Annotated in this window: 28 protein-coding genes, 1 tRNA gene and 1 pseudogene; 12 read left to right on the forward strand and 18 right to left on the reverse strand. The window is 67.8% G+C overall.

The annotated features are described in order from the left end of the window. Nucleotides 1-238: 238 nt before the first annotated feature. Nucleotides 239-907 (forward strand): annotated as a pseudogene (locus ACMT1E_RS05330) (IS6 family transposase); the annotation flags it as partial. On the opposite strand, the gene ACMT1E_RS05335 reads toward ACMT1E_RS05330, so the two are convergent. The 6 genes from ACMT1E_RS05335 to ACMT1E_RS05360 form a co-directional block, all read right to left on the reverse strand. Then, nucleotides 866-1,276 (reverse strand): hypothetical protein, encoded by a 411-nt coding sequence (locus ACMT1E_RS05335; RefSeq protein WP_414903488.1) that lies wholly within the window; start codon nt 1,274-1,276, stop codon nt 866-868. The pseudogene ACMT1E_RS05330 and the gene ACMT1E_RS05335 overlap by 42 nt on opposite strands. After that, nucleotides 1,273-1,572 carry a hypothetical protein gene (locus ACMT1E_RS05340; RefSeq protein WP_414903489.1) on the reverse strand — a complete coding sequence of 100 codons (300 nt, stop codon included), beginning with the start codon at nt 1,570-1,572 and terminating at the stop codon, nt 1,273-1,275. Before ACMT1E_RS05340 ends, ACMT1E_RS05335 begins: the two co-directional genes overlap by 4 nt. After that, nucleotides 1,569-2,939, reverse strand: coding sequence for a hypothetical protein (locus ACMT1E_RS05345; protein ID WP_414902650.1), 1,371 nt, complete (start codon nt 2,937-2,939; stop codon nt 1,569-1,571). Before ACMT1E_RS05345 ends, ACMT1E_RS05340 begins: the two co-directional genes overlap by 4 nt. Nucleotides 2,940-3,021: 82 nt before the next feature. Next, nucleotides 3,022-3,201 (reverse strand): hypothetical protein, encoded by a 180-nt coding sequence (locus tag ACMT1E_RS05350; RefSeq protein ID WP_414902651.1) that lies wholly within the window; start codon nt 3,199-3,201, stop codon nt 3,022-3,024. Between the two features lie 57 nt (nt 3,202-3,258). Next, the gene (locus ACMT1E_RS05355) at nt 3,259-3,699 is read right to left on the reverse strand and encodes a phage major capsid protein (protein WP_414903283.1); all 441 of its coding nucleotides are present in this window, start codon (nt 3,697-3,699) and stop codon (nt 3,259-3,261) included. Then, nucleotides 3,606-4,613: a hypothetical protein gene (locus ACMT1E_RS05360; RefSeq protein WP_414902652.1), complete on the reverse strand. Its 1,008-nt coding sequence runs from the start codon at nt 4,611-4,613 to the stop codon at nt 3,606-3,608. Before ACMT1E_RS05360 ends, ACMT1E_RS05355 begins: the two co-directional genes overlap by 94 nt. Nucleotides 4,614-4,762: 149 nt before the next feature. Between ACMT1E_RS05360 and ACMT1E_RS05365 the strand changes: the two genes are divergently transcribed. Next, complete coding sequence (locus tag ACMT1E_RS05365) at nt 4,763-4,969, forward strand: DUF6511 domain-containing protein (RefSeq protein ID WP_414902653.1); 207 nt, start codon at nt 4,763-4,765, stop codon at nt 4,967-4,969. Here ACMT1E_RS05365 and ACMT1E_RS05370 read toward each other — a convergent pair. From ACMT1E_RS05370 to ACMT1E_RS05385, 4 genes are all read right to left on the reverse strand, one after another. Continuing rightward, nucleotides 4,930-5,487, reverse strand: coding sequence for a cytochrome c3 family protein (locus ACMT1E_RS05370; RefSeq protein ID WP_414902654.1), 558 nt, complete (start codon nt 5,485-5,487; stop codon nt 4,930-4,932). The two genes, ACMT1E_RS05365 and ACMT1E_RS05370, sit on opposite strands and share 40 nt — an antisense overlap. Continuing rightward, nucleotides 5,484-6,062 carry a hypothetical protein gene (locus ACMT1E_RS05375; protein ID WP_234179989.1) on the reverse strand — a complete coding sequence of 193 codons (579 nt, stop codon included), beginning with the start codon at nt 6,060-6,062 and terminating at the stop codon, nt 5,484-5,486. The genes ACMT1E_RS05370 and ACMT1E_RS05375 overlap by 4 nt, the downstream gene beginning before the upstream one ends. 74 nt (nt 6,063-6,136) lie before the next feature. After that, on the reverse strand, nt 6,137-6,685 hold the full coding sequence (locus tag ACMT1E_RS05380; RefSeq protein WP_414902655.1) for a cytochrome b: 549 nt from the start codon (nt 6,683-6,685) through the stop codon (nt 6,137-6,139). A 75-nt stretch (nt 6,686-6,760) separates the two neighbouring features. Continuing rightward, the gene (locus ACMT1E_RS05385) at nt 6,761-7,462 is read right to left on the reverse strand and encodes a VIT family protein (RefSeq protein ID WP_234179993.1); all 702 of its coding nucleotides are present in this window, start codon (nt 7,460-7,462) and stop codon (nt 6,761-6,763) included. A 106-nt stretch (nt 7,463-7,568) separates the two neighbouring features. Here ACMT1E_RS05385 and ACMT1E_RS05390 point away from each other — a divergent pair, with 106 nt between their 5' ends. Continuing rightward, nucleotides 7,569-8,225 carry an NADPH-dependent FMN reductase gene (locus tag ACMT1E_RS05390; RefSeq protein WP_234179995.1) on the forward strand — a complete coding sequence of 219 codons (657 nt, stop codon included), beginning with the start codon at nt 7,569-7,571 and terminating at the stop codon, nt 8,223-8,225. 308 nt (nt 8,226-8,533) lie between these two features. On the opposite strand, the gene ACMT1E_RS05395 is transcribed toward ACMT1E_RS05390, so the two are convergent. Both ACMT1E_RS05395 and glpD read right to left on the reverse strand, forming a co-directional pair. Beyond that, nucleotides 8,534-8,626 (reverse strand) — tRNA-Ser (locus ACMT1E_RS05395). A gap of 44 nt (nt 8,627-8,670) precedes the next feature. After that, nucleotides 8,671-10,149, reverse strand: coding sequence for a glycerol-3-phosphate dehydrogenase (gene glpD / locus ACMT1E_RS05400; protein ID WP_414902656.1), 1,479 nt, complete (start codon nt 10,147-10,149; stop codon nt 8,671-8,673). A gap of 77 nt (nt 10,150-10,226) precedes the next feature. Here glpD and rnr point away from each other — a divergent pair, with 77 nt between their 5' ends. After that, nucleotides 10,227-12,422: a ribonuclease R gene (gene rnr / locus ACMT1E_RS05405; protein ID WP_414902657.1), complete on the forward strand. Its 2,196-nt coding sequence runs from the start codon at nt 10,227-10,229 to the stop codon at nt 12,420-12,422. On the opposite strand, the gene ACMT1E_RS05410 is transcribed toward rnr, so the two are convergent. The 4 genes from ACMT1E_RS05410 to ACMT1E_RS05425 form a co-directional block, all read right to left on the reverse strand. Further along, nucleotides 12,419-13,579, reverse strand: a complete 1,161-nt coding sequence (locus ACMT1E_RS05410) for a CaiB/BaiF CoA transferase family protein (RefSeq protein ID WP_414902658.1) — start codon at nt 13,577-13,579, stop codon at nt 12,419-12,421. The two genes, rnr and ACMT1E_RS05410, sit on opposite strands and share 4 nt — an antisense overlap. Nucleotides 13,580-13,700: 121 nt before the next feature. Continuing rightward, nucleotides 13,701-13,934 carry a hypothetical protein gene (locus ACMT1E_RS05415; protein ID WP_414902659.1) on the reverse strand — a complete coding sequence of 78 codons (234 nt, stop codon included), beginning with the start codon at nt 13,932-13,934 and terminating at the stop codon, nt 13,701-13,703. A gap of 336 nt (nt 13,935-14,270) precedes the next feature. Continuing rightward, complete coding sequence (locus ACMT1E_RS05420; RefSeq protein WP_414902660.1) at nt 14,271-14,540, reverse strand: acyl carrier protein; 270 nt, start codon at nt 14,538-14,540, stop codon at nt 14,271-14,273. A gap of 30 nt (nt 14,541-14,570) precedes the next feature. Continuing rightward, entirely contained in the window at nt 14,571-15,602 is a 1,032-nt protein-coding gene (locus ACMT1E_RS05425) for a GNAT family N-acetyltransferase (RefSeq protein WP_414902661.1), read from the reverse strand. 55 nt (nt 15,603-15,657) lie between these two features. Here ACMT1E_RS05425 and ACMT1E_RS05430 point away from each other — a divergent pair, with 55 nt between their 5' ends. From ACMT1E_RS05430 to asnB, 6 genes are all read left to right on the forward strand, one after another. Next, a complete protein-coding gene (locus tag ACMT1E_RS05430) occupies nt 15,658-17,160 on the forward strand; it encodes an AMP-binding protein (protein WP_414902662.1) in 1,503 nt (500 codons plus the stop codon). Then, nucleotides 17,157-18,386: a pyridoxal-dependent decarboxylase, exosortase A system-associated gene (locus ACMT1E_RS05435; RefSeq protein ID WP_414902663.1), complete on the forward strand. Its 1,230-nt coding sequence runs from the start codon at nt 17,157-17,159 to the stop codon at nt 18,384-18,386. Before ACMT1E_RS05430 ends, ACMT1E_RS05435 begins: the two co-directional genes overlap by 4 nt. Before the next feature lie 131 nt (nt 18,387-18,517). Next, complete coding sequence (locus ACMT1E_RS05440) at nt 18,518-18,682, forward strand: hypothetical protein (RefSeq protein ID WP_414902664.1); 165 nt, start codon at nt 18,518-18,520, stop codon at nt 18,680-18,682. An 11-nt stretch (nt 18,683-18,693) separates the two neighbouring features. Beyond that, complete coding sequence (locus ACMT1E_RS05445) at nt 18,694-19,677, forward strand: XrtA/PEP-CTERM system-associated ATPase (protein WP_414903285.1); 984 nt, start codon at nt 18,694-18,696, stop codon at nt 19,675-19,677. 9 nt (nt 19,678-19,686) lie between these two features. Continuing rightward, the gene (locus tag ACMT1E_RS05450) at nt 19,687-20,010 is read left to right on the forward strand and encodes a DUF3473 domain-containing protein (protein WP_414902665.1); all 324 of its coding nucleotides are present in this window, start codon (nt 19,687-19,689) and stop codon (nt 20,008-20,010) included. Between the two features lie 60 nt (nt 20,011-20,070). Next, nucleotides 20,071-21,939, forward strand: a complete 1,869-nt coding sequence (asnB, locus tag ACMT1E_RS05455) for an asparagine synthase (glutamine-hydrolyzing) (protein ID WP_414902666.1) — start codon at nt 20,071-20,073, stop codon at nt 21,937-21,939. Between the two features lie 12 nt (nt 21,940-21,951). Here the strand turns inward: asnB and truA are convergent, their stop codons facing one another. Together truA and fmt are read right to left on the reverse strand one after the other, a co-directional pair. Further along, nucleotides 21,952-22,689 (reverse strand): tRNA pseudouridine(38-40) synthase TruA, encoded by a 738-nt coding sequence (gene truA, locus ACMT1E_RS05460; protein WP_414902667.1) that lies wholly within the window; start codon nt 22,687-22,689, stop codon nt 21,952-21,954. Continuing rightward, entirely contained in the window at nt 22,686-23,591 is a 906-nt protein-coding gene (fmt, locus tag ACMT1E_RS05465) for a methionyl-tRNA formyltransferase (RefSeq protein WP_414902668.1), read from the reverse strand. Before fmt ends, truA begins: the two co-directional genes overlap by 4 nt. Nucleotides 23,592-23,643: 52 nt before the next feature. On the opposite strand from fmt, the gene recR reads away from it, so the two are divergent. Both recR and def read left to right on the forward strand, forming a co-directional pair. Further along, nucleotides 23,644-24,240, forward strand: coding sequence for a recombination mediator RecR (gene recR, locus ACMT1E_RS05470; RefSeq protein WP_414902669.1), 597 nt, complete (start codon nt 23,644-23,646; stop codon nt 24,238-24,240). 37 nt (nt 24,241-24,277) lie between these two features. Next, entirely contained in the window at nt 24,278-24,805 is a 528-nt protein-coding gene (def, locus tag ACMT1E_RS05475; protein ID WP_414902670.1) for a peptide deformylase, read from the forward strand. Nucleotides 24,806-24,875: the final 70 nt, after the last annotated feature.

Below are 24,875 nucleotides of genomic sequence, written 5' to 3' on the forward strand. Positions count from 1 at the left end.
CAGGAGTGAATGATTGCGATGGCTTATCGCGCGCGTCGCTAGACTGGCGATGGGGACCAGAGGAGGCGATGAGCTGGCGATCCCACAGGACAGAAGCGCGCAGGCGCGGTGCGAGTGACGATAAATTGTCGGCGAGTGTGATCGGTTTGCTGAATGACACTGTGCAGTCGTAAAGGTGCTGTCAGGCAAACGCTAACTTGTCTCCGCTAGCGGCCTTCCGTCGCATAGAGGGACGAGAATGAACGCCATATCCTACAAGCGTCACCGGTTCCCGCCGGACACGATCCGGCTCGCGGTCTGGCTCTATTTCCGCTTCACCACGAGCCTCCGTGACGTCGAAGAGATGCTCGCCGAACGCGGAATCGACGTCACTTACGAGACCGTGCGCTGCTGGGCCAACAAGTTTGGCCCCGCCATCGCCGCCAACATTCGCAGATGTCGTGGCCGGGCCGACACCGTCTGGCATCTCGACGAGATGGTGGTCCGCATCAACGGTAAACGAATGTTCATGTGGCGAGCCGTCGACAAGGAGGGCGAGGTCCTTGACGTGCTTGTGCAGAAGCGCAGGAACAAGGCCGCAGCCCTGAAGTTGCTGCGGAAATTGCTCAAGAACCGGGGCTACGTGCCCGAGCAGATCGTCACTGACGGCCTGCTCTCATATCCAGCCGCACTGCGAGATCTGGGATGCCTGTCTCGACACAGGCCCGGGCGTTTGCGCGAGAACAATCGGGTCGAGAACTCGCATCTGCCGGTCCGACGACGAGAGCGAAAGATGCAGCGGTTCAAGTCCCAAGGCCAAGCTCAGCGGTTCGTCTCGACACACAGCGCAATCTACAACACCTTCAACGTCCAGCGTCACCTGATCTCACGAAAGACAATGCGTATCTTCCGATCTGCCGCGAGGGCTGACCCCGCCGACGCTGAGCGTGACGGTGGCGCTTTCGGCATCGGTGTCGATCAGCGCCACGGCATCGATCGCGCCCGGCGCCAGCACCACTTCCAGCGAGCCGGTGCGGGTGGCGGCGGTGCCGACCCGGTCATCGAACATCGCCCAGCGGTTGGTTGGGCCAAGATCGAGCCACTTTGTCGGATCGCTGGTCGGGTTCACGCCGGTCGACGCGGTCAGCGCCTCGTAGCGCCGGTGGGTCGAAGTCAGGATCACCCTGTTGCCGGTCACATAGGCCGTGCCGGTGGCCCATGCCGGATGGTCATTCTCGGGGATGGTGCTGCTGGTCAGCATGGCATCGGTGATGGTGGTGGGCCGGATCAGCTTCATGCCGCACTCCTCACCGCCAGCGCGTCGCCATCGGGCGTCACCCGCTCGAGGATGCGCGCGGTTTTGCTGGTGCCCGAGGCGATCGTGGCCGAGGCAATGCGCTGGTCTTCGCGCAGGTCCGCCACCTCCTGCCGCAAGGCCTGGAGTTCATCGAGCAGCGCACTCTGGCTGTCGTTGGCCGCCGGGGTGGCGGCGGCAGATTGCGTCGCCGCGAACTGCTCCCACCAGCTGGGCGTGCCCGTACCGGTAGCGTTGTCGCCGACCCCGGTCATGGCCCCGCTCATGGCATCGATCACCGCCAGCGTCTGCTCGAGACTGGCGGCAGTTTGACCCTGGATACGCGCCAGGTCCTGCGACGAGGTCGCGGCATTGGCCGCCGCCGACAGCAGGGCCTGGCTGAGCCCGGGCAGCGCCTTGGCCGCCTCCTGATCCCCGGTTCGGGCGGCGTTGGTCGCAGAGTTGACTCCGCGAGCGCGCGGGCATAGGTCATGGTCTCGCTGCCCATCACGCCCCGGATGCGCCTGATCTCGGCGATGAGGCCATCGGTGATCGCCGCCCAGGCCGAACGCAGCTTCTCGGCGGCACTGGCGGCGTCCTCTGCGGCCTTTTGCTGATCCTCGAGGGCCCAGATCTGCTGCTGCAAGGCCCGGTTGCTGGCATCGAGCCGGGCGAGATCGAGCGCGCGCAGGGCCACGGTATCGCCCTGCAGTTCGAGCAGACGCCGCTGCAGCGACAGGTGCTCATCGGCAATGGCCGCGGCGCTCGCCGCATCCTGCGCCGCGCCGACCAGATCGGCAAAGGCCGGGGCCAGCTGGATCAGCGCAACATAGGCCGCGCGGCCCGCCTCGGTGGTGAGATCCTGCGCCTCGACCAGTGCGCGGAACCCCGCGATGCTGCTGGGCATGGCAAGGCCAAGGCTCGCCAGCACCGCAGTCATCTGGGCAGTGCGGGCCGCAGCCTGTTCCGCATTGGTATAATAGAGCGAGAAATACTCGCCCGTCGCCGAGGTCATGTCGCTGACCGTACCGAACAGGTCGACCAGATCCATCGAGGCCGCGATCGTGAGGTTGGTCGAGCGCCCGAGCATGGTCATCGCGCTTGTGACTGCCTCGACACTGGAGGCAATGCGGATCAGCGTCTCGAAATAGCCTTCGCCAACCTGCTGGAACTGCTCGAGCCCCGGAATGGCGTAGCGGGCGAGACTGTCGGCGGCAGCGCCGAATACGGCAGCCAGCTTCTCCTGGATCTGCTGACCGGTCAGGTCCTTCAGATCGATCTTGCCGATATTGACGACGAAGCCCTGCAGCCGCGCCTCGACCTCGCCCAGCGACAGGCCCAGCGGTCCGGCAGCGGCAGCAATGGCGTCATGGAACCCGGTGAAGATCAGCGCAAACTGGCGTTCGAGCTCGGCGCTCGCGGCGGAATATTGCGTCGAGTATTTTGTGCTGGTGGTGATCCCGAAGAACTTCTTCTTTTTCTGGATATCGGTGTAGTAGCTGGCGTCGAACCCGCCGGACATGATGCTGCCCAGCGACTGGGCGCCGCCATAGATGCCCTGGCCGACGATCTTCGTTTTCGTGCCGAACAGCGAGCCGATCAGCTTGCCGACCGCGCCCACCACACCGCCCAGGATGCCGCCGATCACCGGGATCTTGTCGAGCACCGAGCCCATGCCCTGAGACGCAGCTGCTGGCGCGCCTCTTCCAGTGTCACCGCGCGCATGGTTGGTGCGGTGACGGTCGTGATCATTTCGTGCGCGTCCGCGCAGGCTTTGGCGCTTCGGACTGAGCCTCGACCGGCTCGGAAAGACCGCGCTGGCGCAGGATTTCGCCATCAGCGTCCGCGATTTCGAAGGTCTGGCCGGGAAGGATATTGTCCGGGCCGACCGCGCTGACATGCAGCGTGTCGAGGGCTTTCATCAGCATGGGGGAGTTCTCCGTAAAAGTTCCAGGGCCGACCCGTCAGCCGGCCCCGGATCAGGATCAGACGGCAGTTGCCGCGGTCACCGCGTCGGAGAAGTCGCCCTTGATGAAGGCCTCCGGGCGATAGACGGCGAGGCCAAGGCGCTCTTCGGCGAGGATGGTGACCAGGTTCTTGCGGAAGTTCTGGTCATCCTCGGTCGAGATCTCGACCCGGGCGTCCCAACGGTCGAAGATCTGCGCGCCCAGCCGGAAGGCACCGGTCAGGAACTTGTCCTGCGCGATCGCCTGGGTGGTGACGATGGGGATGCCCCAGAGCGTCGGCGACAGCGTGCCCTGCGGGTTGCCGATCAGGTAGGCGCCGCTCGTCTCCTTGAGGAGCTCGATGCTCGCCCAGTCGGTCGGGTGCATCACCGCGCCCGTGGTCGGCAGCTCGGCAAGGGCCGCCTGCAGCATGGCGAGGCGCAGCACGTCGATCTTGGTGACGGTGGCCGGAATGGTGATCGGCGCGGCGAAAGCGCTGGCCTGGGTATAGATGCCGTGCAGAAGCGCGGCAGCAATTCCCCAGCATCGGTGGCTGACAGGATGCGCACGGCCTTGTCGCTCATGCGCTGGGCCAGGTCTGCATCGAACGGGACCAGTTCGTGGTGGAGTTCAGCCGTGTCCTTGTTGATCGCGGTGAACAGCGCTGGCGCGGTCGAAATCCCCGGCACGCTGGCTTCCATATAGGCCTGGTAGAGCGCGATCTGGGCGGCATAGACTGGCTTCGACAGCACGACGCCCTTCGACACGGTCTCGCGCCAGTTCTTCGCGTTCATGGTCTTGCATTCCCAGAGCGCGGGGACACGAAGCCCAAGCGCAGCAGGAGCGCCGGCGATGATCCCATCGACGTGACCGCGCAGGCGCCCGCCAGCGGCCGAGAAGCCGAACTGCTCCCCGTCCGGACGATTGCCTTTGCGGGTGAACAGATCGAGGCCGGCACCGCGCAGCCAGGCTATAGCGAGGTCTTCCAGGGCGTGACCCATCGCGAAAATCCGCAGGGTTCGGCCTGAGAAGCCCGCATTTTCGTCCATGGGCGTGGCCGTGAACTCGAACTGGAGCGCGCGCTCGCAAGAAACACCGATCCGCGAGCCGCCGAGATAATCCCGCGGGCTGCGCGCGGCGTTGTCTGCCACGAGATGGCTATCGACGAGGGCATTCAGACGTTCGCCGAATGCGGGACGGTGATTGAAGTCCAACATCAGAACACCGCCTGCACGACCTGTCACTTGGGCGGCAACTACAAGCAATACACCTGCTATGGCTGCCATGAGCACCAGCAGGCCAGGATCCGCATGCTCTGCGGGAGGCGGCGTGATGGATACCGCCCATGGAAAAATCGCCCTCTGCCGAAAAGCGACTGCGGTGCTGGCATCCACGCGGATTGCTGTGTGCTGTCTGCCTTCGTCCAACCTCTGGCTTCGGCTGGTCGGGCCCGCAACGCACGAGACGATCGGGCCCCTCTGTGTGGTTCTGCTCAATCAGCTGCCAGCGCTTCTTCTGGCTGCGGGCGCGCAAGGTGCAGGACATGGTTGATCTGACCGCCCGCGAAGAGGCCGCGATCCGTGCGACGCTGCAACCTGTCGCAGCCCTGATCGACACGATCGGCTGGCACTCCCCACCATCCGCATGGTCGCAGGAGCAGGTGCTCCAGCTGATCACCGTCGCGATCGATGGCTTCCAGACCGCGATGCATCAGGCAGCCGTGGACGACCCCATGGAGGTGCCGTTGTGATCGCCGTCGAGCAGGAAATATCGGCTGTGGTTGAAGGTAGCCGGTTTCCAGTGCGCAGGTTGGTGGCATGTCGCACATGCCAGCTTAGGACCGCGGTGCAGGTCATCTTGCGGAGCCGTGTGACACGACTGGCAATTCGCGCGCGCATCAACCTTCAGCAGTCCGTGGTCGAACTTCACTGCACTGGCTTTCGTCAGCCTCGGTCGGGGGTGATCACTATGGCAGGACATGCAGTTGGGTTCGGTCAGCGCCTGATGGAACGCTGGGCGCCGCTCCGATTGCGGGATGGCCACACCCTTGGTGGTGCGCAAGCCAATGTCCGCTACGGCGTGGCAGGTGGTGCAGCGGTCGGCCGAGGCCCCCTGAAACGGCGCGTGGCACGCAAAGCAATTGCTCTCCAGCCCCGCATGCGCCGGGATCAGGTTGCCAGGGCTGACCATTTCATGTGGCCGGGTGAAGCTGAGGTAGATGATTACCGCCAGTATCAGCGAAATCCCGATCCAGACTGAGCGTTTCACTTCCACCCCCAGAACAGGAAGGTTGAGAGGATGTGGGCAGTGGCAAGCACAGCGAACGCGCGCGCAATCGGCAGGTGAATGGTCCGCCATTTGCGCACCAGGCCGGCGGCCAGGCTGTCCCAAAACAAACGCTGCTCAATTTCAGGTTCAGCGAAACCTGCCTCTCGTAAATCGGCTTTGGCCTGCTTCATCCAGCGCTGGGAGCGCGACATGAGATACTTGCCAGTCAGACCACTGATTATGTTCACGCCCATCGCCGCAACAGCGAGCCAGGCAAGGACGGCATTGAAGTGAATGCCTGCGTGGACAAGGACAAGCGTGGAGCCGATCCAGGCCAGCCATTCGTGTAATCGTAGCAGGCGGATCGGGTTATCACTCTTGATCAAGCCCCGCTTGCGCAAGGAATGGCCGAACGACAGCAGTATCAGGATCACGCCGGGGATGCCGAGGTAGCGGCCAATCCAGACCAGATCTGTGAGGTGGAGAATGAGGTCGATGAACAGGGTGACAGCCGCAAGCACCACCAGCCTGAAGTAAAAAGGCACAATTTCCTTGAAAATCAGGCGAATTCTCATTTTAAAGGGAGCTGACGTGAAGCGTTGTCATTCTGCCCTTGGCCTTTCTCACACTCGTGATTTGCTGGTGGCCATCAGCGCCGGCCCGGCAACATCCGGCGCAAGGTATCGTCCTTGACGACATAATGATGGAAGAGCGCCGCCAGAGCATGGATGCCAATCAGGAAGTATCCGATCGTCCCAACCGTCTCATGTAACTCCTTTACCTGCCCTGCCAGCGCCTTACTCTGACCGACTAGAGCGGGAAGTTCCAAGCCAAAGAAGGGGATCGTCTTGCCTGAGGCGCTGAGTATCACCCAGCCGGCGACAGGCATCGCCAACATGAATGCGTAGAGCGCAAAATGCGTCGCGCTGGCGAGCAGCGACTGCCAGGCTGGCGGTTCCGGCGAGATAGGCGGCCTACGGCTGCTGAGGCGCGCTATCAGGCGGATGATAACCAAGGCGAGGACAGTCAGCCCTAGCATGAAATGCCAAGCCTTAAGACCTTCGCGGATGTCGGTTCCCTTGGGATAGTTCTCCCGCAAAAGGATCGTCGCATACACAGCGGAAATCAGCAGGACCATGACCCAGTGAAGAGCGATCGACAGGGAGTTAAAACGCTGGCGAATATCAGTTGAATTCATTGCGAGCCTCACATTCGGCTTTCAGGCTATATGCAGGGCCAAGAGCAATGCATTGTCCTTGGTCAAGGCCACTGATCACACGACCGTCCCGAATATCGATCCGATGCCCGCAGTCAGGGCCATGGCGAGCGCCCCCCAGAACGTCACACGGACAGTCGCCCGAACTATGTTCGCGCCTCCCGCCCGCGCGCCAATCGCTCCCAACAGAGCCAGGAAAATCAGCGAGGCGATCGAAACACCGGCGACCAGCAGTGTGTTAGGCAGAAGCACTACCATGGAGAGAGGCAGCGCAGCACCGACGGCGAAGGTAGCGGCCGAAGTCAGGGCAGCCTGTATCGGTCTCGCCGCAGTGACTTCCGAAATCCCAAGTTCATCGCGTGCATGGGCCGTGAGCGCATCTTTTGCCATCAACTGGTCAGCGACTTGGCGCGCCAGCTCTGCATCGACGCCGCGATCCATATAGATGCGCGTCAGCTCCTCTCGTTCGAATTCCGGCTGGCTGGCAAGCTCAGCCCGTTCACGCGCGAGGTCCGCCTGCTCCGTATCGGACTGCGAGCTGACTGAGACATACTCGCCCGCGGCCATCGACATGGCGCCAGCGACAAGACCGGCGACCCCGGCCACAAGCACTTCAGAGGTGGCAGCCGATGCCGCAGCCACGCCGACGATGAGGCTGGCGGTCGAGACGATGCCGTCATTGGCCCCGAGAACGGCCGCACGAAGCCAGCCAATGCGGGCGACCAGATGGCTTTCCGGATGTGGGTGAAGACGGGACACCGGCGTTTCTCCTGTTAATAGTGTAACAATAGGCCCGCGCCGATGGTCTGTCAGCGACGATTCACAAGCTGATAACCGAGACATTAAATCAAGGGGACTATTATCCGTGCAGAAATTTCTGGTGTTCCTCGGGTCAGTTCGTGACAGCACGCCTCCGCGCCCAGCCAGGCTTGGCCTGCGAGTTGCCTGGCAATGCGAGAAGCATCTGCAGGAAATGGGTCATGCCGTTGAATTAATCGATCCATTGTCGATCGAACTTCCGGCCGCGTTCAAGCCCCACTTTGCCTATGCGAAGAGCGCAGCTCCGGAGGCTCTGGACGCTTTGGCTGCGAAGATCGAAGCGGCAGATGGCTATGTGATGGTCAGCCCCGAGTACAACCACTCCATGAGCCCGGCATTGGCGCATCTGCTGAACCACTTTGGCAGCTCGCTCTTTTCCTACAAGCCCAGCGCCATCGTGACCTATTCGGCCGGACAGTGGGGCGGCGCCCGTGCAGCGGTGAACATGCGCACCTTCCTGTCGGAGCTGGGTTGTCTGCCGGTTTCGGCAATGATCCACCTGCCGCAAGCACAGGATATCCTGACCGAAATTGGCGATTTTGCCGAGGGCATCGATGCTGAGGCCTGGCAAGGGTATTTTGGACGCACACTTGCCCAGTTGGATTGGTGGGCTGCAGCCGCCCGGGCGCAGCGGGCCGTTGAGGGCATACCAGCCGCAGCGCCCACCTTCAGCCGCGATCCTTCACAGCGGAACGCCCCTTGAACAGGCAACCAATGGAACCGGTTATCACAGTGAAACGCATATACCCCGGATTCTCACACCACATCCGCTGCCGGGTTTGCACGGAAACGGTATAGATGACGGCAAGGCAGAAAAGCCCAGAAATGCGTCATTTCCGAGGCCTATACCTTCCGCGCCAAGGTTTAGGTGAAAAGAGACGAAAGCCGATCAGAGACTGATTTTGGCGTGTCTGGCAGTCTCTTGGGTTTAGGCGCCAACGGCAAAACGGCGCGTAAGCTGGGGGTTTTCTGGCCCCACGAGGCCGATCTCATTGATTCGCATTGAGATGTTGGCGGAGACGGAGGGATTCGAACCCTCGGTAGGGGTAAAGCCCCTACGGCGGTTTAGCAAACCGCTGGTTTCAGCCACTCACCCACGTCTCCGGGCCGCTGGCAGAGGCGGGCTATAGCTGCGGGTATCGTGGCGATCAACAGGACTTATCAGCCTGTGTCGCTAGGAAGGTCGTCAGGCGTGCCGCCATGCCTGCCGGGGCGTTGAGGCCGAGGCGGGTGCGGCGCCACAATATGTCCTCCGCCGTTCGCGCCCATTCGTGGTCGATCAGCCATTGAACCTCGCGCGCGGTCAGGCCGAGGCCGAAATCTTCGCCGAGGCCGCTGTCGTCCGTGACACCGTCGAGCAGGGTAGCGAGCAGGGTGCCGTAGGCGCCGGCCATTCGCCGTGCGCGCGCGGCGCCCAGAAATGGCCAGCGGGTGGTAACCTCGGCGACGAAGCTGCCGAAATCCGGCATGTCCCCGCCGGGCAGCGGGCGGTTGCGCGTCACTTTCGCCGGCGTGATGCCGAGCCGGGGGGCGAGCTTGGCCAACGCATCCTCGGCAAGCCGGCGGCCGGTGGTTATCTTGCCGCCGAAAATCGACAGCAGAGGCGGCGTGGCCGCGTCCCCGCCATCGTCCATTTCAAGCACATAGTCGCGCGTGATCTGCCGGGCCTCGCTGGCGCCGTCGTCATAGAGCGAGCGGATGCCGGAATAGGTCGCGACAATGGCGTCCCGGTCGGTCTGGCGGGTGAAGTGGCGGTTGATGGCGTCGAGCAGGTAGGTGCTTTCCGTCGCATCGATATGGGCGTCCTCCGCCCGTTCGACCGGGACGTCGGTGGTGCCGACCAGGGTCAGCCCGTCGAGATAGGGGATGGCGAAGACGATGCGGCGGTCCGGTTGCTGCAGGATATAGGCGTGGTCGCCGGCGAACAGCTGGCGCACGATGATGTGGCTGCCCTTGACCAGCCGGGCGCCGGCGCGGCTGTCGATGCCGAGCAGGGCGTTGACCGGCGCGACCCACGGCCCGGCGGCGTTGACGATCGCCCTGGCGGTGGCGGTGTCGCCATCGCCAAGCGCCGCGCGCCAGACGGCGCCGTCGCGGGTGGCGGAAACCAATGCGGTGCGGGTCAGGATTTCGGCGCCATGATCGGCGGCGTCGCGGGCGTTGAGGATGACCAGCCGCGAATCGTCGACCCGCGCGTCCGAATAGACGAAGCCGCGCTGCCCATCCTTCAACGGCGCGCGGTAGAGCGTGTCGCCGGCACGCAAGCCACGCGAGCGGGGCAGCGAGATGCGCCCGCCGAGATGATCGTAGAGGACGAGGCCTAGGCGGACCATCCACCACGGCCGGATCGCATGTTCGTGGGGCAGGACGAAACGCAGCGGGTGGATCAGGTGCGGCGCCGCCTTCAGCAGCCGTTCGCGTTCGATCAGCGCCTCTCGCACCAGTTTGAAATCGTAATATTCGAGGTAGCGCAGGCCGCCGTGGATCAGCTTGGTCGAGGCGGAGGAGGTGGCGGCGGCAAGGTCGCCCTTTTCCACCAGCAGCACGGACAGGCCGTTCAGCGCCGCTTCCCGGGCGATCGCGGCGCCGTTGATGCCGCCGCCGACGATGAGCAGATCATGGGTCATCACCCTTGCTTATCGTCGAACCGGCGAAGGGCGAAGCCGCAATGGCGCGGGCGGCGATCTTCCTCTAGGCTCTGGCGATGAAGAAGCCCCGTAGCGCCGGCCTGCCGTCCCGCGACCAGATCCTCCGTTTCATCAGCGAGTCCGAGCAGGCGGCGGGCAAGCGCGAGATCGCGCGCGCCTTTGCCCTGCACGGCGCCGACAAGATCGCGCTGAAGGTGCTGTTGAAGGATATGGCCGACGAGGGGCTGATCGACAGCGCCCCCGGCCGGGCATTCCACAAAATGGGCGGGCTGCCCAAGGTGACGGTGCTGCGCGTCGTCGATGTCGACGACAGCGGCCAGAGCTGGGCGGTGCCGGAACGGTGGGAGGCGAGTGCGCCGGAGCCGCGACTGCGGGTGCGCGAACGCAGCCGCAAGGGCGCGATGGGGGTCGGTGACCGCTTCCTCGCGCGGACCGAGGAAGCCGGGAACGGTTGGATCGCCCACCCGATGAAGAAGCTGGCGCGCGGCAGCGAGCTGATGCTGGGCGTGCTGCGCGAGGAGAGCGGCCGCTGGTGGTTGCAGGGGGTGGAGAAGAAGGAACGGCGCGACTTCCCGGTTTCCGACCATGGCGAGGCCGAAGCGGGCGACCTGGTGCTGGCGGAGCGGACGGGGCGGCCGCCGCGGGTGACCGCGCGGGTGACCCAGCGGCTTGGCGATCCGTTCGAGCCGCGCAGCTTCTCGCTGATCGCGATCCACAAGCTGGGGATACCGGACGTCTTCTCCGACGCCGCGCTGGAGGAAGCGGGCGAGGTGGCGGGGCAGGCGCTCGGCGCGCGGGAGGACCTGCGCGACCTGCCGATCGTCGCGATCGACCCGGCCGACGCGCGCGACCATGACGACGCGGTATGGGCGGCGCCGGATGGGGAGGGCGGCTGGCGGGCGATCGTCGCGATCGCCGATGTCAGCTTCTACGTCCGGCCCGGCTCTACGCTGGACCGGGAAGCGCGGAAGCGGGGCAACAGCGTCTATTTCCCCGACCGGGTGGTGCCGATGCTGCCGGAGATGCTGAGCGCCGGCATCTGTTCTCTGAAGGCGGGGGAGGACCGGGCGGCGCTTGCCTGTCACCTGACCATATCGAAGCAGGGCAAGGTCAGCGGCTGGCGCTTCACCCGCGCGGTGGTACGGCTGGCGGCGAACATCGCCTATGAGGATGCGCAGGCGGCGATCGACGGGGGCGAGACATCGGTGCCGGCGGCGCTGACCGATGCGGCGCTGAAGCCGCTCTGGGGGTGCTGGCAGGCGCTGGCCAAGGCGCGGGATGCGCGCGGGCCGCTTGACCTGGACTTGCCGGAACGGCGGATCGTGCTGGACGAGAAAGGGCGCATCCTGTCCGTCGCGCCGCGCGAGCGGCTCGACGCGCACAAGCTGATCGAGGATTACATGATCGCCGCCAACGTCGCCGCCGCTAAGGCGCTGGAGGCGAAGGGCGCGCCGGTGATGTACCGGGTGCATGAGCCGCCGTCGCGCGAGAAGCTGGTGGCGCTGAAAGACTATCTTGCCACCTTCGACGTTCCGTTGGCGCTGGGGCAGGTGATCCGTCCGGCGACGTTCAACCGGGTGATCGAGATGGTCGGCGACGCTGCTTTCCGGCCGCAGGTTATGGAGCAGATTCTCCGCACCCAGACCCAGGCCTATTATGCGCCGGCCAATGCCGGCCATTTCGGCCTGGCGCTTGGCTCCTATGCCCATTTCACCAGCCCGATCCGCCGCTATGCCGACCTGCTGGTCCACCGGGCGCTGGTCGGCGCGTACCGGCTGGGCGAGGGGGAACTGACCGCCAAGGAAATGGCGACGATGGCGCAGACCGGCGAGACGATCAGCCAGCTGGAGCGGCGGGCGATGGAGGCGGAGCGCGACACCGTCGATCGCTATGTCGCCGCCTATCTGGCCGAGCGGGTCGGCGAGGTGGTGACGGCGCGGATCACCGGGGTGCAGCCGTTCGGATTCTTCGCGGCGGTCGAGGGACTGGGCGGCGACGGGCTGGTGCCGGCGTCGACGCTGGGACGGGAATATTTCCGCTATGACGAGAGCGAGCACAGCCTGACCGGGGAGGACAGCCTTACCCGCTATGTTATCGGGCAAACCTTAGCTTTGAAATTGGCGGCGGCGGACCCGGTGAGCGGGGCATTGCGCTTTGAAGTCATTGATAATGAAGGTAATAGTTACCGACCCCCGATAAGGCGGCGGGGAAGGCCGGCGAATGTAAGGGCGAAGGGTATGCGGCGGCGCTAGGGGTTGAGTGCGCCGGCGGCGATCAGCGCGCGTTGTTCTGTCTCGTCGATGCCGAAGGAGGCGAGCAGGCCTGCCCGGTCGGCGGTAGGCGTCGGGGCGAGGGTGAAGCCGGAATAGCGCGGGGCGGGGGCCGGGCGGGGGATGCCGCCGGCGTCGGTGAAGGCGGTGCGGGCGGTGGCGTGGGGATCGCGCGCCGCCTCCGCCATCGACAGCACCGGGGTGACGCAGGCGTCGGTGCCGGCGAACGCCGCTTCCCATTCGGCGCGGCTGCGGGTGGCGAAGATCGCCGCGAACTTGCGTTTCAGCAGCGGCCAGGCGGCGGGATCGTCGCGGCGGGCGCAATCCGGGTCGTCGGCGCAGCCGAGACCGGAGAGCAGCGCGGCGTAGAAGGCCGGTTCTATCGCGCCGACCGCGACATGGCCGCCGTCGGCGGTGGCGTAGGTATCGTAGAACGGCGCGCCGCCGTCCAGCAGGTTGGCGCCACGCCGGTCGGTCCACAGGCCGGCGGCGCGGAGCGACCACAGCATCGTCATCAGCAGCGAGGCGCCTTCGGTCATCGCGCAATCGACGACCTGGCCGGAGGCGCCGCCGCGCACCGCGTGGAGCGCGGCCACCATGCCGAAGGCGAGCAGCAGCCCGCCGCCGGCGAAATCGCCGATCAGGTTGGCGGGCGGCGCCGGCTTGCCGTCCGCCGGGCCGAACCGGCCGAGCGCGCCGGCGAGTGCGATATAGTTGATGTCGTGCCCCGGCTCCGCCGCGCGCGGGCCGTCCTGTCCCCAGCCGGTCATCCGGCCGTAGACCAGCGCCGGATTGGCGGCGAGCAGCGCGTCCGGGCCAAGGCCGAGCCGTTCCATCACGCCGGGGCGAAACCCTTCGATCAGCCCGTCGGCGCCGGTGGCGAGGCGGAGGAGGAGCGCGCGGCCGGCCGGCGCCTTCAGGTCGACGGTCAGGGTCGGGCGGCCGTGGACCAGCAGGCGGTGGGCCGCCGCCGCTGCGCCCTCCGCCGCGCCGGGCGGGGCGACACGGATCACTTCTGCCCCGTGATCGGCGAGCATCATCGCGCAGAACGGCCCCGGCCCGATGCCGGCGACCTCTACGATCCGCAGGCCGTGGAGCGGGCCGCGCGCCGGGGCGGAAGCGGAGGATGGCTGCGTCATCTGGCGTCCTGCGTTCAGTTCGAAGACCGGTCTAGGCCGAAATGCGGCGATCGTCATGCCGGGCGGCGCGACGGGGCAGCGGAGCAGAGCGATCGGCGACGAGCCTGTCTCCTCCGCCGCGTCATCTGCGACGCTGTGCGAGGCGGGCGGGATGGTGGTGAGCGGGATCGCGACGCGGGCGGGTGGCGGCGGCGGCGATGTCCGGCCCGCTGGCCGCATAGCCGCGATTGCTGCCTTCGCTGTTGCCGACGCCGTGCTGGTCGGAGCGCCAGACCGGCGCGCCGACCGTGGCGATGTGGGTCATGCCGTCATGCGTGACGGTGCGGACTTCATTGCGGCCCGAGGCGATAAGCAACCCGGTCGTATCCGCCGCCGGATCGAGGGTGGCCGCGCAGGCCGCCTTTTCGCATTCAAGGGTCAGGATGCGTCACAAGTCACTGTTAAACCGTGGATGTTGTCCGACAGAAGCGCGGCGAGAGCGGCGTCCTCACACGGTTCGACACGGTGCCAGAGCGGGGTGCCGGAGAGGTCGACCAGCCGACTGCCGAGGCGGCGTGCGGCAAGGTTGCGAAGGATGGTGATGATCCGCCGGCGGCTGCGGTTCGCTTCGAAGAAAAGTGGTGGAATAACGATAATTTGTACAGGGAATTTGGCACCGATGGCGAAGGCGTAGGGCGCGCCGCTGCGTCTATCAGTGCAGGGCTTTGGCGCCGACGAAGCGGACGAGGCTGCCGAAGCTTTCGAGCATTTCGCCGTCGACCTCGTCATCCTCGATGACGATGCCGACGCGGTCCTCGATCTCGGTCAGTAGGCCGGCGACGGCCATCGAATCGAGTTCCGGCATCGCGCCGAACAGCGGCGTGTCGTCGGTGAGCGCGGCGGCGCGGGCGTCGGTGAGCGCCAGCACATCGCGCAGGACGGCGCGCACCGTTGCCGCCACCGCGTCCAGACCTTCGCTCAATGTTCTTCTCCCGTTAGCCGGAAGCGCCGGTTAATCGACGCGGCGGCGGCCGACAAGAGCGGACAGGCGGGCACGGGCGGCGCCAGGCCATGCCGAAAGGCGCCGCAGGTTGAACAGATCCACATGGTAGAGCAGCTGGCGTTCCTCCATCCAGTCGGCCTTGTCGCTGTCGTCACCGGTGCCGAAATCGATGGTCTGGACGCCGTCGATGTCGATCGCATGGGCGAACAGCGCGGCGCTGAGCAGGGTGCCGGGCGAGTGTTCCGCCGCGTCCTCGACATGGGCGAGCGTGTGGATGACGGCGGTGCCGTTCTCCACCGTCCAGAACTGAGCGGCGACCGGGCGGCCGTCCACCTCCGCCAGGCCGAGGCGGAGGGTGCCGGCGGCGCCTTCGTCCTCCGCGAAGCCGCGCAGGAAGGCGGGGGCGCCCTCCTCTGGTTTCCCGCTGGCGGCATGGACCTGCTCATAGGCGGCCCAGGCGTCGGCATCGAAACGGTCGAGGATTCGGGTCGCGACGCGGCCCTGCTTGCGTTCCACCGTGGTGCGGAGGGCGCCGGGGCGGTCCGCCCAATATTCGGCGAAGACCCGGCCGCCGACCGGCAGCCGCCAGTTGACCGTCGCCGGTGTCGATAGCGCCAGCCAGCCGGCGCGGCGGAAGGCGCCGGCGAGCAGCGCCGCTTCGTCGGCGGGGACCGGCGACAGGGTGATGCGGGCGATACCGAGGCTGGCAACGCGCAGCCGCCGGGCGATGGCGCGCAGCAGCCGCCGTTTCAGCGGCGGGTCGGGCGCGCCGGAATAAGCCGGCGCGAAGGCGAGCGTGTACCAGCTGGCGAGGGCGACCAGCCGGCCACGCCCCTGCCGGGCGAGGAACAGCCAGGCGTCGGCACCGTCGGTCCGGGTGCGGACGACGAGCGGCGCGGCGCCGGGCGGGCAGCAGGCCCAGATGCGGCGGAACCATTCCAGGCGGTCGAACGGGCTGAGCTGGGCCGGGCGATCGAGCGTGGCGCGGGCCGTGGCGGCGACCGCGTCAAGATCATCGAAATATTCCCCCTTGACCCACAAGGCGCTATCGCTCCCTTCCGCCCCACCGCGACCATAAGCAGAGGAATTCGAGCGGGTGCAAGCCCTGGACCCCACCCCCCGGCCGATCGACCACATCCCTGGTGGGGGAAAACGCGGCGCGCCGGCACTGATCGGCCGGGCCGAGGTGCTGGATTATGCGGCGCTGGAGGACCGGGTCGGGCGGCTGGCGGCGTGGCTGCGCGCGCAGGGCGTGGGCGCGGGCGACCGGGTGGCAAGCTGGTTGCCCAAGACGATCGACGCCTGCCTGTTGCCGCTGGCGGCGCCGCGCGCCGGGGCGATCCATGTGCCGGTCAACCCGCTGCTGAAACGGGCGCAGGTGGCGCATATTCTGGCCGACAGCGGCGCGACGTTGCTGGTGACCGGCGCCGGGCGGGCGGAGACGCTGGCGCCGGGCGACCGGCCGGCGGGCTGCGCGCTGGCCATCGACAGCGAGATCGTGCTGCCCGGCGAGGGGCTGCCGCCATCCGGCGCGGACCCGGCGGCGCTGGCCGCGATCCTCTACACATCCGGGTCGACCGGGCGGCCGAAGGGGGTGATGCTGAGCCACGCGAACCTGTGGCTGGGCGCGGTCTCCGTCGCGCATTACCTGCGGCTGACGGTGGACGACCGGGTGCTGTGCGTGCTGCCGCTGAGCTTCGACTATGGGCAGAACCAACTACTATCGACCTGGCGGGCGGGGGGCTGCGCGATCCCGCTCGATTACCTGACGGCGAAAGACGTGGTCCGCGCGGTCGGGCGGCATGACGTCACCACCCTGGCCGGGGTGCCGCCGCTGTGGGTGCAACTGGCCGAGGCGGACTGGCCGGCGGAGGTGGCGGCGAAGCTGACCCGGCTGACCAATTCCGGCGGGGCGCTGGGGGTGCCGCTGGTTCGGGCGCTGCGGACGAAATTTCCGGCCGCCGCGCTCTATGCGATGTACGGGCTGACCGAGGCGTTCCGATCGACCTTCTTAGATCCGGCGCTGATCGACGCGCAGCCGGAATCGATCGGCACCGCTATTCCGTTTGCCGAGGTGCTGATCGTGCGGCCGGACGGGACGGTGGCCGGTGCCGGCGAGCCGGGCGAGCTGGTCCATGCCGGGCCGTTGGTCGCCCAGGGTTATTGGCGGGACGCGGCGCGGACGGCGGAGCGGTTCCGCCCGGCACCGGCGGCATCGCGCCATGGCGGGACGGCGGTGTGGTCCGGCGACACGGCGGTGCAGGGCGCGGACGGGCTGATCCGTTTCGTCGGGCGTTATGATGAGATGATAAAAGTGTCCGGTAACCGCATAAGTCCGAACGAGATAGAGGAGGCGGCGGTAGCCAGCGGGGCGACGGCGGAGGCGGTGGCTGTCGGCGTGGCCGACGATCGGCTGGGGCAGGCGGTGCTGCTCGTCGCGCGCGGCGACGGGTCGGGGGAGGACGTACTGCGCGCCTATCTGAAATGGGAACTGCCGGCGTTCATGCAGCCGCGCGACGTGGTGTGGCGGGCGGAACTGCCGCGCAACGCCAACGGCAAGATCGACCGCGCCGGGTTGAAGCGGGAGATGGACGCATGAAGCCGACCGGGCCGATTCCGCCGGAATTCGCGGGCGAGGGGCCGCTGCTGATCGGCGGCGAGACGGCGGAGGCGCTGGCGGCGCGGGCCGGGGACACGCCGCTGTTCGTCTACGATCTGGGCGTGGTCCGCGCGCGGGTGGCGCGGTTGCGCGCGGCGCTGCCGGCCGGGGTTGGCGTGCATTACGCGGTCAAGGCCAACCCGTTCGCGCCGCTGGTCGCCGCGCTCGCCGGGCTGACCGATGGGCTGGACGTGGCGTCGGAAGGCGAGATGCGGCTGGCGTTGGCGGCGGGTGGGGCTGCGGGCGGGACGGCGGTGTCCTTCGCCGGGCCGGGCAAGCGCGACCGCGAGATCGCGGCGGCGATCGACGCCGGGGTGACGATAAACCTGGAATCGGAAGGCGAGGCGGAGCGCACGCTGGCGATTGCCGGGCGGGCCGGGCGGACGCCGAAGCTGGCGGTGCGGGTCAACCCGGATTTCGACCTGCGCGGATCGGGGATGCGGATGGGCGGCGGCGCCAAGCCGTTCGGCGTCGACGCGGCGCGGGTGCCGGCGCTGGTCCGGCGGCTGATCGCGGCCGGGGCGGAGTGGCGCGGTTTCCATGTCTTTGCCGGATCGCAGGCGCTGGACGCCGGGGCGATCGCCGAGGCGCAGGCGGCGACGGTGGCGCTGGCCGGGGAACTGGCCGAGGCGGCCGGGGCGCCGCCGCCGCTGGTCAATCTCGGCGGCGGGTTCGGCGTGCCCTATTTCGCCGGGGACGTGGCGCTGGATGTCGAGGCAGTCGGCGGCGCGCTGGCCCAGACGCTGGCGGCGCGGCCGGCGGTGCTGGCCGACAGCGCGTTCGCAGTCGAGTTGGGGCGCTGGCTGGTCGCGGAGGCCGGGGTATACCTGACCCGGATCGTCGACCGGAAAACCAGCCATGGCGAGACGTTCCTCGTTACCGACGGCGGCTTGCATCACCAACTGGCGGCGAGCGGCAATTTCGGCACCGTCGTTCGCCGCAACTACCCGATCGCGCTGGCCAGCGGCGCCGGCGGGCCGGTGGAGACGGTGAGCGTCGTCGGCTGTTTGTGTACCCCGCTCGACCGGCTGGGCGACGCGGTTGCGCTGCCGCGCGCGGCGGTGGGCGACCTGATCGCCGTGTTCCTGGCCGGGGCCTATGGCGCGAGCGCCAGCCCGGCGGCGTTCCTCGGCCATCCGGCGGCGGCGGAGATGCTGGTCGGGTGAGGCGCGGGCGGGCTGGCCGTTGCGCCGGGGCTGGCGGGCCTGGAGAGCGGGGCGATTGCGGCGCGGGCGCGTTCCGGCATGCGCGCGGCGGGGCCGGGTGTGCCGGGAGCCGGATCGACGCGGAATCGAGCGTGGAGGGCAATGCGACCTCGACGGGGGCCACCGCCGCCTATTATCGTCTGATCGGGCGCAGTCTGAGTGCAAGCGCGGCGCTTGGCCTCTATAGGGCCGATGTCGACGGCGCGGGCAGCGAGGCCGTCGGGACGGCGCTGCTCGGCATGCGCTATACATTCTAGGGGGTACGGTGGTGTACAACAGCTTCTACGGGTTGAGCGACCGGCCGTTCCAGTTGACCCCGGACCCGCGTTTTTATTTCGACAGCGCCACCCACCGCAAGGCGATGGCCTATCTCGGCTACGGTCTGGCCCAGGGCGAAGGCTTCATCGTCATCACCGGTGAGATCGGCGCCGGCAAGACGACGCTGACCGGGCAGTTGATGGCAAGCGTTGACGCCGGGCGGCTGACCGCGACGCGGGTCACCTCTACCCAGGTCGAGAGCGACGACATGCTGCGGCTGATCGCGCAGGGTTTTGGCATTGTCACAGATAGTGCAGACAAGGCGCTGATATTACAGCGTATCGAATCTTTCCTGATCGACCAGTCGCGCATGGGGAGGCGCAGCCTGCTGGTGGTTGACGAGGCGCAGAATCTGCCGGTGTCGGCGCTGGAGGAGTTGCGGCTGCTGTCCAACCTGCAGGCTCGCGACCATGCGCTGCTCCAGATATTCCTGCTCGGCCAGCCGGAATTCCGCGAGCGGTTGCAAGGGCTGGAGCAACTGCGCCAGCGGGTGATCGCCACCCACCATCTGGAACCGATGCACGCCGAAGAGGTCGAGCCGTATATTGTCCATCGGTTGACGCTGGTCGGCTGGGCGGGCAACCCGCGTTTTACGCCCGAAGCCTTTCCGGCGATATACGATTTCAGCGGCGGGATTCCGCGCCAGATCAACGCGCTTTTGTCTCGTATCCTGCTGCTTGGTGCGATCGGGAAGCTGAGCGTGATCGACACCGCGGTCGTCAGCCGGGCGATTGCCGACCTGACCCAGGACGTGCCAGAGCCGGTGGCGGGGCCGCAGGCGGGCGCCGGCGAAGCCGTGGTGGGACCGGTCGCGGCAGCGCGGATCGCGGCGCTGGAGGCGCGGATCGCCGCGCAGGAGCAGGCGCTGAAACGTGTTCTGGCGCTGCTGGTCGACTGGGTCGAGGCGGCGGAACGGCGGGGTGAGGGCGCTTGAGGGGGATGGATGCGCAACGCGCTGTCGGTCGACGTCGAGGGCTGGTTTCAGGTCGGCGCGTTCGAGGGGGCGGTCGACAACGCCGACCTGGCTGATGCGTGCAAGGCGATAGACCATGCGGCGGGTTATGCCTGTTCATCGCGCGCCGCGCCGGTCGTGCACGATCAGTACGGCTGGCCGGAAGCGCCGCGCTTTCCCTATCGCCCGCTGTCCGACAGCGCGCTGGTCGAGCTGCCGATGACGACGGTGCTGATCGGCGGGCGGCAGCGGGCGGTGGCGGTGCTGGTTTCGCCGAAGGACGCGGGGGCCGCGCCGCGATCGACCGTTTCCTGAACGCGCCCGACCCCGGCGCCGGGGTTGCGGAGTGCGCCGCCGGGGACGAATAGGCGCGTTATGTGCGGCATCGCCGGAATCTTCCATATCGGGACAGCCAAGCCGGTCGGCGCCGATCGGGTGCGGGCGATGGCCGACGCGCTGGCGCATCGCGGGCCGGACGGAGCAGGCGCATGGGTGGCGCCGGGCGTTGGCCTGGGCCACCGGCGGCTGGCGATCGTAAACACCACCGGGGGCGCGCAGCCGATGGTGAGCGCCGACGGGGCGCTGGCCGTTACCTTTGACGGCGAAATCTACAACCACGCCGAACTGCGCGCCGAGCTGGAACGGCGGGGTCACGGTTTTCGCACCGCCAGCGATAGCGAGGTCATCCTTGCCGGCTGGCGGGAATGGGGGGCGGAGTGCCTGGACCATTTCAACGGCGTGTTCGCCTTCGCACTGCACGATGCCGCGCGCCAAAGCCTGTTTCTTGCCCGCGACCGGCTGGGCGTGAAGCCGCTGCATTATACGACGGTCAGTGACGGAAGTCTGATTTTCTCGTCTGAGGTAAAAGGGTTGCTGGCTCATCCTCTGATCCGGCGTGAACCCGATTTGCGCGCGGTCGAGGATTATATGGCGTTCGGTTATGTGCCGGACGATGCCTGCATCGTCAGCGGGGTGCACAAATTGCCGGCCGGCACGCGGATGCTGGTTACGCGCGGTAAGCCGCTTCCGGCGCCGGAGCGCTGGTGGGACGTCGATTTCTCGGCGAGGGCGAGCGGGTCGCGGGCGGCGTTGCAGGAAGAACTGCTCGCGCGGCTGCGCGGTGCGGTGCGGTCGCGCATGGGCGCCGACGTGCCGCTGGGTGCCCTCCTGTCCGGCGGGGTCGACAGCGCGTCGGTGGTGGCGCTGATGGCCGAGGCGAGCCCGCGCGCCGTGACCACATGCACGATCGGCTTTCGTGCGGCGGGGCATGACGAGAGCGGTTACGCCGACTCTGTTGCCCAACGCTTTGCCACCGAACATCGCAGTCGCATGGTCGACGCCGATGATTTCGCGCTGATCGACCGGCTGGCGATGGCGTTCGACGAGCCAATTGCCGACGCGTCGGCGCTTGCCCATTACCGGCTGCACGAATTTGCGCGGGAGGCGGTGACGGTCGCACTGTCAGGTGCCGGCGCCGACGAGGTGTTGGCAGGGCATCGTCGCCACCGCGTCCATGCTGCGGAGGAGCGGGTGAGGGGGCTGCTGCCCGCCGGGCTGCGGCGGTCGTTGCTCGGCGCGGCGGGCAGGGCGCCGCGCATCGGGGCGACCTTGCTGGCGCTGGCCGGCGATGGCGGCGAGGCCTATGCCCGCGCCGTGGGGGTTACGCCGCCGGAACTGCGGGCGGGGCTGTTCAGCGACGGGTTTCGCCGGGCGATTGCCGGGCACCGGGCGGAGGAACGCTACGCGGTGGCGATGCGCGACGCGCCGGCGCGGGGCGGGCTGGACCGCGCCCAATATGCCGACCTGAAGATTGCCCTGCCCGGTCAGATCCTGACCAAGGTCGACCGGACCAGCATGGCGGTGGGGCTGGAGGTGCGGGCGCCGTTGCTTGACCACCAGCTGGTCGCATTTGCCGCGTCGCTGCCGCCGGGGCTGCGGCTGCGCGGCGGCGTGGGCAAATGGCTGATGAAGAAGGCGGTGGCCGCCTATCTGCCGCCCGACATTCTCCACCGGCCAAACACGCGGTTCGTGACCCCGGTTGACGCGTGGTTTCGGGGGGCGCTGGCGGGCGAAGCGGAGCGGATTGCTACGAGCTCCGCGCTGGCGGCGACCGGGTGGTTTGAGCCGAAGGCGGTGGCGGCGGTGGTTGCCGCGCACCGGAGCGGGCGCAGCGACCATGGCCGGCTGTTGTGGCAGTTGGTGATGCTGGACCGGGCGATTGGGCGGTTGTTCGGCGCGGGGTAGGCGCGCAGCCGATCAATAGCGCGCGCCGACGAAGTAGAGGCCGTCGGGCGGGGCGTTGAGGCCTAGGGCGGCGCGGTCGCGGGCGGCGAGGGCGGCGGAGATGTCGTCGACGGTCCACTGGCCCCGGCCGACAAGCGCGAGGCAGCCGACCATCGAGCGGACCTGGTGGTGGAGGAAAGAGCGCGCTTCCGCCCGGATACTGATCTGATCGCCATCGCGGGTGACGTCGAGCCGGTCGAGGGTGCGCAGCGGGCTGCTTGCCTGGCAATGGACGGAGCGGAAGGTGGTGAAATCGTGGCGGCCGACCAGCCGCTGTGCCGCGTCGTGCATCGCCGCCGCATCGAGCGCGGTCGGCACCCGCCAGGCGAGGCCGCGTTCGAGCGCGAGCGGGGCGCGGCGGTTGACGATCCGGTAGATGTAGACGCGGCCGGTGCAGGAGAAGCGCGCATGCCAGTCGTCCGCCACCGCTTCGCAGGCGAGGATGGCGACCGGATCGGGGCGGAGCAGGGCGTTCAGCCCCTCCATCAGCCGGAACGGGGTGAGCGGCTTCATGACGTCAAGATGGGCGCGCATCGCGGTGGCGTGGACGCCGGCATCGGTGCGGCCGGCGGCGTGGACGGCGGTTTCCGCGCCGAGCATGGCGGCGGCGGCGCGTTCGACCGCCGCCTGTATGCTGGGGCCGTGATCCTGCCGCTGCCAGCCCATGAACGGGCGGCCGTCATATTCGATGGTCAGCGCGAAGCGGGTCATGCGAGGCGGGTGCCGGGCGGCAGGGTGAGGCCGCGCAGCAGCTCCGCCGGGGGCATCGCCGCCCGCCCGGCGCGCTGGACGAGCAGCGGGCGGAGCGCGCCTTCGCCACAGGCGATGGTCAGTTGCGCGTCGAGGACGGTGCCGGGGGTGCCGGAGCCGGGTACGACTTCCGCCGCGAGCAGTTTGAACCGTTCGTCGCCATGCTCGAAGAACGCGCCGGGGACGGGGTTGAAGGCGCGGACGGCGCATTCCACCGCCGGTGCCGGCTGGGTGAAATCGAGCCGCGCCTCCGCCTTGTCGATCTTGGCGGCGTAGGTGACGCCGTCTTCCGGCTGGGCGACCGGCGGGTGGGCAGCGAGGTTGGCGAGGACGCGGATGAGCAGCGCGGCGCCGCTGGCGGCCAGTTCGTCGGTCAGCGCGCCGGCGGTCTTGCCGGCGACTGGCGTCGCCGCCTTGGCCAGCATCGGCCCGGTATCCAGCCCCGCCTCCATCTGCATGATTGTGACGCCGGTTTCGGTATCGCCGGCGAGGATCGCCCGCTGGATCGGCGCGGCGCCGCGCCAGCGCGGCAGCAGCGAGGCGTGGACGTTGAGGCAGCCATGGCGCGGCGCATCGAGGATCGGGCGTGGCAGGATCAGGCCATAGGCGGCGACGATCGCGGCATCGAGCGACAGGGCGGCGAAGGCGGCCTGCGCCTCCGCATCGCGCAGCGTCTGCGGCGTGCGGACGGGGATACCGAGCGCCTCCGCCCGCTGCTGCACCGGCGACGGGGTCAGCGCCTTGCCGCGCCCGGCGCGGCGCGGCGGCTGGCTGTAGACGGCGGCGACGGTGTGGCCGGCGGCGACCAGCGCGTCGAGCGTCGGTACGGCGAAGGCCGGGGTTCCCATGAAAGCGATGCGCATGATGCTCTGAAACCCTTGGCACGGACGAGCGCAAGCCCTTATCTGTCGTGCGATGGCATCTTCCGAGATCGAGGCGCTGACCCAGGCGCTCGCCCGCTTGCCGGGCCTTGGCCCGCGTTCGGCGCGGCGCGCGGTGCTGCACCTGATGAAAAAGCGCGAGACCGCGCTCGACCCGCTGCTGCGCGCGCTGAGCGCGGTCAGCGAAAGGCTGGCGACCTGCCACGTGTGCGGCAATGTCGACACCACCGACCCCTGCGCGATCTGCGCCGACCCGCGCCGCGACGGCCGGGCGCTGTGTGTGGTCGAGGAGGTGGCGGACCTGTGGGCGCTCGACCGTGCCCGGCTGTTCCCCGGCCGGTTCCACGTGCTTGGCGGCCGGCTGTCGGCGCTGGAAGGGGTGCGACCGGAGGATCTGCGCATCGACGCGCTGGTCGCCCGCGTTGCCGACGGCGGCGTCGACGAGGTGGTGCTGGCGATGAACGCGACGCTGGAGGGCCAGACGACCGCCCATTACATTGCCGAGCGGCTGGAACGCTTTCCGGTGCGGCTGACGCAACTGGCCCACGGCCTGCCGGTTGGTGGCGAGCTGGATTATCTGGACGAAGGCACGCTGGCGCAGGCGTTGCGGGCGCGGCGGCCGGTCGCCTGACCTTGACCGGCACAGGCGGCGAACCTAAATTTCAGCGATGGCCATCCTTCCGATCATCGAGACGCCCGACCCGCGCTTGCGCGTCATTTCCGAGCCGGTGGACAAGGTCGACGACGCCCTGCGCGCGCTGATCGCCGACATGTTCGAGACGATGTACGACGCGCCCGGCATCGGGCTGGCGGCGATCCAGGTCGGCGTGGCGAAGCGCGTGCTGGTCATCGACCTGCAGGAGCCGGAGGAGGAAGGCGGCGAGGCGGTGCGCGACCCGCGCGTGTTCATCAACCCCGAAATCCTGTCCGCGTCCGACGACCTGGTGCCGTATAACGAAGGCTGCCTGTCGGTGCCGGAGCAATATGCCGAGGTGCAGCGGCCGAGCCATATCCGCGCGCGCTGGCTGGACGAGCAGGGCAAGGCGCATGAGGAGGATCTGGACGGGCTGATGGCGATCTGCCTGCAGCACGAGATGGATCACCTTGAGGGCATTTTGTTCATCGACCATCTGTCGAAGCTGAAGCGTGACATGCTGTTGAAGAAGCTGGCCAAGGCGCGGGTGCGCGCCGCCTGACCGGGTTGATCCGGCGCTTGCCAAGCCGCGCATAACCGGCCAATGTTGCCGGAATGTTCCGGTGAAGGCT

This window comes from Sphingomonas flavalba (assembly GCF_047553045.1).
GTDB classification, from domain to species: domain Bacteria; phylum Pseudomonadota; class Alphaproteobacteria; order Sphingomonadales; family Sphingomonadaceae; genus Sphingomonas_L; species Sphingomonas_L flavalba_A.

What these genes read in the sequence shown, in the direction of transcription:
- ACMT1E_RS05335 (WP_414903488.1), bottom strand. Translation starts at nt 1,276, where the DNA reads ATGAAGCTGATCCGGCCCACCACCATCACCGATGCCATGCTGACCAGC.
- ACMT1E_RS05350 (WP_414902651.1), bottom strand. Translation starts at nt 3,201, where the DNA reads ATGCTGATGAAAGCCCTCGACACGCTGCATGTCAGCGCGGTCGGCCCG.
- ACMT1E_RS05365 (WP_414902653.1), top strand. Translation starts at nt 4,763, where the DNA reads ATGGTTGATCTGACCGCCCGCGAAGAGGCCGCGATCCGTGCGACGCTG.
- ACMT1E_RS05375 (WP_234179989.1), bottom strand. Translation starts at nt 6,062, where the DNA reads ATGAGAATTCGCCTGATTTTCAAGGAAATTGTGCCTTTTTACTTCAGG.
- ACMT1E_RS05380 (WP_414902655.1), bottom strand. Translation starts at nt 6,685, where the DNA reads ATGAATTCAACTGATATTCGCCAGCGTTTTAACTCCCTGTCGATCGCT.
- glpD (WP_414902656.1), bottom strand. Translation starts at nt 10,149, where the DNA reads ATGACCCATGATCTGCTCATCGTCGGCGGCGGCATCAACGGCGCCGCG.
- rnr (WP_414902657.1), top strand. Translation starts at nt 10,227, where the DNA reads ATGAAGAAGCCCCGTAGCGCCGGCCTGCCGTCCCGCGACCAGATCCTC.
- ACMT1E_RS05410 (WP_414902658.1), bottom strand. Translation starts at nt 13,579, where the DNA reads ATGACGCAGCCATCCTCCGCTTCCGCCCCGGCGCGCGGCCCGCTCCAC.
- ACMT1E_RS05435 (WP_414902663.1), top strand. Translation starts at nt 17,157, where the DNA reads ATGAAGCCGACCGGGCCGATTCCGCCGGAATTCGCGGGCGAGGGGCCG.
- ACMT1E_RS05450 (WP_414902665.1), top strand. Translation starts at nt 19,687, where the DNA reads ATGCGCAACGCGCTGTCGGTCGACGTCGAGGGCTGGTTTCAGGTCGGC.
- asnB (WP_414902666.1), top strand. Translation starts at nt 20,071, where the DNA reads ATGTGCGGCATCGCCGGAATCTTCCATATCGGGACAGCCAAGCCGGTC.
- truA (WP_414902667.1), bottom strand. Translation starts at nt 22,689, where the DNA reads ATGACCCGCTTCGCGCTGACCATCGAATATGACGGCCGCCCGTTCATG.
- fmt (WP_414902668.1), bottom strand. Translation starts at nt 23,591, where the DNA reads ATGCGCATCGCTTTCATGGGAACCCCGGCCTTCGCCGTACCGACGCTC.
- recR (WP_414902669.1), top strand. Translation starts at nt 23,644, where the DNA reads ATGGCATCTTCCGAGATCGAGGCGCTGACCCAGGCGCTCGCCCGCTTG.
- def (WP_414902670.1), top strand. Translation starts at nt 24,278, where the DNA reads ATGGCCATCCTTCCGATCATCGAGACGCCCGACCCGCGCTTGCGCGTC.